The sequence below is a fragment of the Arthrobacter sp. 05N33_2 genome, from assembly GCF_056397425.1.
Genome location: NZ_JBFTNJ010000104.1, coordinates 1 through 7,211 on the forward strand (window position 1 = coordinate 1; position 7,211 = coordinate 7,211).

Here is a 7,211-nt window from a genome sequence, read left to right on the forward strand (position 1 = left end):
AATTGGTGGGCGTTGTGGCTCACGCTCTTTCTCCTGTTTGCCGTGGTCGAGATGATCACACTCGATCTGTTCTTCATCATGCTCGGCGGCGGCGCCCTCGCCGGGCTTGTGGCGGACTTCGCCGGCGCCGATCCGTGGCTGCAGATCATCGCCTTCTGCGTCGTGTCCCTGCTCATGATCGGCTTCGTCCGGCCGGTGGCCCTCAAGCATCTCCACCGGGGACCGGCGGATCAGCGCACCAACATTGAACGCCTCATCGGCGAATCCGCCGTCGTCATGGAGGCTGTGAGCGAAAACGGCGGGCTCGTCAAGATTGGCGGGGACGTCTGGAGTGCGCGGTCCGAATCGGGAGTGCTGGCGCCCGGACAGCAGGCTGTGGTCAGTGCCATCGAAGGGGCCACCGCGATCGTGGCTCCGCAACCGGAATCCGCCGTCCAATAAGGGGCGCTGTCCGGCGGGCACTGCTGTCCGGCCGGTGCGGCGCTGCCGGCGCGAGACTAAAACAAAACAACTGGGGAATAGGTGATGTATGAATATCGCAGTCGCAATTGTGCTGCTGGTACTAATTGTGTTTGTAATTATTGTGCTGGTCCGGTCGGTCCGGATCATTCCACAGGCCCGTGCCGGCGTCGTTGAACGGCTGGGTAAATACCAACGCACCCTGAATCCCGGACTTACCCTGCTGATCCCGTTTGTGGACCGCCTGCTGCCATTGCTCGACCTGCGGGAGCAGGTGGTGTCCTTCCCGCCGCAGCCGGTCATCACCGAGGACAACCTGGTGGTCTCGATCGACACTGTGGTCTATTTCCAGGTCACGGACGCCCGGGCCGCCACCTACGAAATCGCCAACTACATCCAGGCAGTGGAACAGCTGACCACCACCACTCTGCGCAACGTGGTTGGCGGCCTCAACCTGGAGGAAGCGCTGACCTCGCGCGACCAGATCAACGGCCAGCTCCGCGGCGTCCTGGACGAGGCGACCGGTCGCTGGGGCATCCGGGTCTCCCGGGTCGAGCTCAAGGCGATCGATCCGCCCCACTCGATCCAGGACTCGATGGAAAAGCAGATGCGGGCCGAACGTGACCGCCGCGCCGCCATCCTGACGGCCGAGGGCACCAAGCAGTCCGCGATCCTCACCGCGGAAGGCCAGCGCCAGTCCTCCATCCTGAAGGCCGAAGGCGACGCGAAGGCGGCCATCCTGCGGGCCGACGGCGAGGCGCAGGCCATCCAGAAGGTCTTCGACGCGATCCACAAGGGCAACCCGGACCAGAAACTGCTGGCTTACCAGTACCTCCAGACCCTCCCGAAGATTGCCGAGGGATCCTCGAACAAGCTGTGGATCATTCCCAGCGAGGTTGGCGAGGCGCTCAAAGGGATCGGCAGCGTACTGGGTGCAGGCGCGGTGCAGGAGCAGACGGCCTCAACGCCGGACGTGGCACCGTACTCACCGCCCGCCGCAGCCGACGGCCAAGGGAACCGGACCTGAGCCTGCTCCCGCACTGAGTCTCTCGGATCGGATAGTTCCGTCCTGGCCCCCGCAGACCGGCCGTTTCGGCCCGGCTGCGGGGGCCAGCCAGCTTAAGGCCGGCCCGGTCGGGTACAGGATACGCAGTTCACGCCGCGGGGCTACTCGCTTTACCGCGCCCGCACCACTCCCGTATACTTGAATATTTGTCCGGTCAGTTCAGCCGTCCGGAACAAAAACGCTCCGCACAGCGTTGATTCCAATGACGTTCCAAAGAGTTTTGTCCACTGGTGACTGTCATCTGGCCCGGCCACACCGGGCCAGGTACGGTACAGCGCGGTGCAACCAGAAGTCCGGCGCCTGACGGTCCCCGGACAACGCAGGGCTTGACCCTGCGAACCGAATAGAGGGAGAAAAGATGAGCGATCGCAGCCTGCGGGGTATGCGCCTTGGCGCACAGAGCATGGAGACCGAATCCGGCGTCGAACCGGCTCCGCGCCAGCGGGTTGAATACCGTTGCGAGGATGGCGAGCAGGTGTTCGTGACATTCTCCTCGGAAGCCGAGATCCCCCCGGTTTGGGTTTCGAAAACGGGCAAGGAGGCGTTGCTGGTGGACGGCGAACGCCCCGTCAACAGCAACGAGAAGGCAGTGCGCACGCACTGGGACATGCTGCTGGAGCGCCGCTCGCTTCCCGAGCTTGAGCAGATCCTCGAAGATCGCCTCACCATCCTGCGCGAACGCCGCGGCGAACGCCGCTCGGCCTAGTCCCCCAGCGCACCGGCTACGGCAAGGGCCGGGCCCGCATCGAATGATGCGGGCCCGGCCCTTTTTCTGTTCCTGCGCCTCCATGCTCTGCGCCTCCTGCGCCTCCTGCGGCTGCACCGTCTGGACGCGCACAGGAGCCGGGATTCTGCGTCAGCCGGGGGTGAGGACGCAGAACTCGTTGCCCTCCGAATCGGCGAGGCAGACCCAGGGCACATCGCCTTGGCCGACGTCGGCGTCAGTGGCGCCCAGAGCCCGCAGCCGGGCCACCTCCGCCGCTTGATCATCACCCGGGTACGGCATCAGGTCGAGATGGACACGGCCCCACACGGCCTGTACGCCGGGCGTGCGAAGGAACTCAAGGTACGGCCCGACACCCTTGGCCGAACGCAGYCTCGCAWAATCRTCGSYCACCTCGTGCAGGGTCCAGTCCRTCGCCCCGCYCCAGAACMSGGCCATGGCCCGCGGRTCYGYACAGYTGACCACCACCGCGGCGATYGGCCCGGTGTCCYGGTAGATCGGSCGRGGCTCCAGCACGCGGAACAGGTTGCCCTCCGGGTCGGCCAGAACCGTCGACGGCACAGCATCCTGGCCGACGTCGGCGGGCGTCGCGCCGAGCCCCAAGAGGTGCGCCACGAGCTCCGCCTTGTGGGCCGCAGAGGTGGTGGCGAGATCGAGGCGCGTCCGGTACCTCACCGTCTCGGGGTCCGGGACGGTGACGACATCGATGCAGACGGCGGCGGGGTCCGGCCAGACGAAACCCAGGGGTTCAACATTGGTCACACCGGGTCCCTCGCTGGACACGCCCCAGCCGAGTGCCTCCGCCCAAAACCGGCCGAGCGTTGAGTCATCCCGAGCCTTGAAATTCACCTGAACAAGTCGCAGCGCCATACCGCCCGACCCTATACCCAGGCGATGCCCGGACCGGGAGACACGCCTCAGGCGTTCTGCCTGCTGTCCTGCTTGCCCCGGAGCTTGTTCCATCGGGCCGTGAGTCCCCATTTGGTGACGTTGATCATGGCTTCGACGACGATGTTGCCGCTCATCTTCGAAGCGCCGAGCTCGCGCTCCACGAAGGTAATGGGCCGTTCCACGATGGTCAGGCCGAGCTTGGCCACGCGCCAGGCCAGATCCACCTGGAAGCCATAGCCTACCGAGTCGACCGCATCCAGGTTCAGCTTCTCCAGGGTGGTCCGCCGGAAGGCGCGGAAGCCGCCGGTGACGTCCTTGATCTTCACTCCGAGCATAATCCGCGCGTACGTGCTGCCGACGCGGCTGATGGCCTGGCGGTAGAGCGGCCAGTTGACCACACGGCCGCCGGGAACCCAGCGGGAGCCCATGGCGAGGTCCGCGCCCTGCTCCACGGCCTCAATCAGCTGCGGCAGCTGCTCGGGCTGGTGCGAGCCGTCAGCGTCCATCTCCACGAGGATGTCGTAGCCGGCGTCCAGGCCCCACTTGAAGCCCGCGATGTACGCCGCTCCCAGGCCGGCCTTTCCGGCGCGGTGCAGGACGTGGACCTGTCCGTCTTCTGCGGCCATGCGGTCCGCCAGCTGCCCCGTGCCGTCAGGGCTGTTGTCGTCGACAACCAGCACGTCGGAGGCGGGCACGGCTGTGCGCAGGCGACCGAGGGTCTTGGGCAACGATTCCAGCTCGTTATAGGTCGGGATGATGGTGAGGACACGCACAGCGAGGCCTTTCCTTGAAGGGAGCGGTCGGTGCGCCGAAAGTCAATGGTTCCGGATATTCAGGCGCAACTTCCCATTATAGGGAGTTGCGCGCCCGTGGCACGCCCGTGGGGCGCCCGGGCGGCCGCCCGGGCGGCCGCCCGGGCAGGTCCACCCGCTTCGGGCCAGTTCCGGCAGGCCACGAATTGCGGCGCCGGAACCGTTTTCTGCTGCGAAGTAGACCCGCCCCCTGGGGGTGCCCGTGGTCATGACCAAGTAAAGCTCCCGCGGGTGCGGCAACCTGGGAAGGACCGGGGACTGCCGGAGTCTGCGCGGTACGCAACCCTCCGTTGCCCCTCAATGCTACGGGGGCGGGCCGATCTGTCAACCGAGCCGTGACCTGCCGTTTCGTCTGTCGGTGCAGGTCAGGGCGGGGTCGCGGGTGGAAATGTTTCCGCTCCGTAAGCTGGATGACGGGACGGATCAGGCGCCGGGTGGTCAGGCGTGGAGGGCGCCGCTGGCATAGAGTTCCTGGCCGTCCCGTACCGTCAGGAGGCAGGCAGGATCGCTGCCGGTGTCCAGCGCCGGCAGCAGCGGGGTGCGGGCGCGCGGGTCGGTGCTCCACGACTGCACGCGCCCGTCGGCCACCTGGACCATGAGCTCCTCAACCTCCCAGACCGCAAAGCTGGCCGGAGCGCCCGGCACCAGTTGCCCGGCCATGGGGTTGGGGTAGCGGGCTGCCCGCCAGCCGGCCCGCGTGTGGCCGAGGAACGCGGCGCGGGCCGAGATCTGTTCGGCGGGATTGGTGTGCTGCAGGCACGCTCGCACGCTGGACCACGGCCGGAGCGGCGTCACTGGGCTGTCGCTGCCGAAGCAGATCGGCACACCGGCCGCGTAGAGGCTGCCAAAGGCATTCATTCCCAGCCGGCGGGAGCCGAGGCGCTGCTGGTACAGGCGGTCCCCGCCACCCCACAGGGCGTCGAAGACCGGCTGCGCGCTGACGCTGACCGAATAGCGGGCCAGCCGGCTGGTGGCCGCGGCATCCGCGAGTTCGACGTGCTCGAACCGGTGCCCCGCGGCACGGACGCGCTGCTCCCCCACCTCAGCCGCGGCGAGGTCGAGGGCGTCGAGGGCCGCGTCCAGGCCGGCGTCGCCGATCACGTGGAAACCCGCCTGGATCCCCAGGAGGGAGCACGCCGCGAGGTGGGCCGCTGCCTCGGCCACGGAGAGGTACAGGTTGCCGCGCTCTCCGGGCGCGTCGGTGTAATCCTCCCGCAGGGCGGCGGTCCGTGAGCCGATCGAGCCGTCGATGTTCAGGTCACCGGCCAGGCCCAGTACAGGCAGGCCCAATTCGTCCAGGATGGACTGGGCATGTTCGGCGGATCGGGCGAGCTCGCCCCAGTACGGCAGGATCTCCGGCGCTGCCACGCCGTCCACCCCGGTCGGTCCTCCGCCGGAGGTGCTGTTCCAGGCCACCGCGAGCCGCAGGTCCTCGATGCTTCCGATATGCGGCGCGGCCATCTCGGCGAGGGCCACGTAGCCGTTGGCCGCAGCCTCGGCGAGGGCGCGCTGCTGGTACGCGCGCAGGGCGTCCGCCGGCAGCCGGCGGGCCGCCAGGCGGGCCGCGGTGTGGGCATCGCGTTTGACCTGGCTTCCGGCGCCGCCGCCGTCGAGCCCGTCCAGTCCGGCCGATGCGGCCAGGGAGTTCGATACCAGGGCCGAGTGGACATCCACTCGGGACAGGTAGACCTGGCGGCCGCCGGCCGCGCGTTCGATTTCGTCCCGGGAGGGCAGGGCGGGATCGGCCCAGGTGGTCTCGTCCCAGCCGTGGCCCAGGACGGGACCGTCCGCGCTGGAGGCGGAGGCGGCGGCGACGGCGTCGAGCAGTTCAGCGGAGGAGCGCACCCCGGCCAGCTGGAGGCCCTCCAGCGCGATTCCGGTTTCCGTCAGGTGGATGTGCGAGTCGACGAAGCCGGGTGCCAGGAGCGCGCCCTGCAGATCGATCACCTCCATGGAGGAATCGGCGATGGACGTGGCCGCCTGCTCGGAACCAACCCAGGCGACGGTGTCGCCGTCGACCAGCATCGCAGTCGCAAAGGGATCGGCAGCTGTGTAGACCGAGCCGTTGCGGTACAGCGTGACGTTGCGGGGGGCGGGGGCGGCCGGCGAATCGGTCATGGGGCGGGAACTCCTTGTTGCTGGGGCCGGCCGAGCGCCGGCGGGTTCGAAAATCTGGGAGGCCGCGGCAGCGGCCCAGCGAGTGGTGCAGGGAGCGGGCCGGTCCGGCCCGCGCCCTAGGCCACGGAGGAATAGGCGACGACGCCGCGTTTGACGAGCTTGATGGCCTCCGCGCACAGCCGCGCAATCCGGGGGTCGAGGTTCGGGATGTCGGCGAGCTGGTCCAGGAGGTCGATCACCTGTTTGACCCAGCGGACAAAGTCGCCAGCGGCCAGGTCGGTGCCGCTCAGCACGTCCTGGAGGTGCCGGCCCTTGGCCCATTTGAAGATCGGCCACACGAGGCCGAGCTCGGGCTCGCCAGTGAGGGGCAGCTTGTTGGCTTCCTCGACGTCCTCCAGCGCGGACCATTCGCGGACCACGGTGTCTACCGCGGATTCCAGGGACACGCTCGGCATCTTGGGCCGCAGGCCGCGGTCCTCACGCTTGGCCTGGTAGACGAGCACACTGGCCAGCGCGGCGATCTCGGCGGCGTCGAGGTCGTTGAAGGCCCCCATCCGCAGCGACTGCGAAATCAGCAGGTCCTTTTCGCCGTAGATCCGCCGCAGGCGTTGCCCGTCCGGGCTGATGGACAGCGCGCCCGTGTCCGAGGTTTCCAGGTAGCCGTAGCCCGTCAGGACGCCGCACACACGGTCGAACGTCTTGGCGATGGTGTTGGTCCGGCCCTGGATCTGGCGGATGAGCCCGTCCGTTTCCTGGCGGAGTTTCCACCAGCGTTCGGACCACCGGGCATGGTCCTCGCGTTCGCTGCAGCCGTGGCACGGGTGGGCGCGCAGTTCCCGGCGCAGCTCGGCGATCCGCTTCTCCTGGTTGGGCGCAGCGGAGGCCCGGCCGAAGTCGTCGTCGCGGCGCGGCGGCGCCGGCGGCCGGTGCTCGCGGATGGCGTTGCGCACCGAGGAGGCCAAGTCGCGGCGGGACTTGGGAACCTTGGCGTTGAAGGTCTTGGGAATCCTGATCCGCGTGATCGGCGACAACGGACCCTCGACGTCGTGCAGGCCGATCCGGCGGAGCTGGTTGTCCAGCGTCATGACGGCGGGGCGGGGCTCGCGGGATTCGTGGTCGGAGCTGAGCACCACCGCGAGCC

General features: G+C 68.2%; 6 protein-coding genes and 1 pseudogene. 3 read left to right on the forward strand and 4 right to left on the reverse strand.

The genetic code is table 11. The features are described 5' to 3' along the window. The 3 genes from AC1DHX_RS19855 to AC1DHX_RS19865 all read left to right on the forward strand — a co-directional run. The coding region (locus AC1DHX_RS19855) for an NfeD family protein (protein ID WP_476900402.1) at positions 1-441 on the forward strand (441 nt) is incomplete at its 5' end. 88 nt (positions 442-529) lie between these two features. After that, on the forward strand, positions 530-1,486 hold the full coding sequence (locus tag AC1DHX_RS19860) for an SPFH domain-containing protein (protein ID WP_476850909.1): 957 nt from the start codon (positions 530-532) through the stop codon (positions 1,484-1,486). A 397-nt stretch (positions 1,487-1,883) separates the two neighbouring features. Then, entirely contained in the window at positions 1,884-2,231 is a 348-nt protein-coding gene (locus AC1DHX_RS19865; protein ID WP_026266329.1) for an RNA polymerase-binding protein RbpA, read from the forward strand. A 150-nt stretch (positions 2,232-2,381) separates the two neighbouring features. Here the strand turns inward: AC1DHX_RS19865 and AC1DHX_RS19870 are convergent, their stop codons facing one another. The 4 genes and pseudogenes from AC1DHX_RS19870 to AC1DHX_RS19885 form a co-directional block, all read right to left on the reverse strand. Beyond that, a complete protein-coding gene (locus AC1DHX_RS19870; RefSeq protein WP_476900403.1) occupies positions 2,382-3,119 on the reverse strand; it encodes a VOC family protein in 738 nt (245 codons plus the stop codon). Between the two features lie 47 nt (positions 3,120-3,166). Further along, positions 3,167-3,913: a polyprenol monophosphomannose synthase gene (locus tag AC1DHX_RS19875; RefSeq protein WP_223916354.1), complete on the reverse strand. Its 747-nt coding sequence runs from the start codon at positions 3,911-3,913 to the stop codon at positions 3,167-3,169. Between the two features lie 477 nt (positions 3,914-4,390). After that, the gene (locus tag AC1DHX_RS19880) at positions 4,391-6,070 is read right to left on the reverse strand and encodes an amidohydrolase (protein ID WP_476858556.1); all 1,680 of its coding nucleotides are present in this window, start codon (positions 6,068-6,070) and stop codon (positions 4,391-4,393) included. Positions 6,071-6,186: 116 nt separating this feature from the next. Further along, a pseudogene (locus tag AC1DHX_RS19885) lies at positions 6,187-7,211 on the reverse strand (DEAD/DEAH box helicase); the annotation flags it as partial.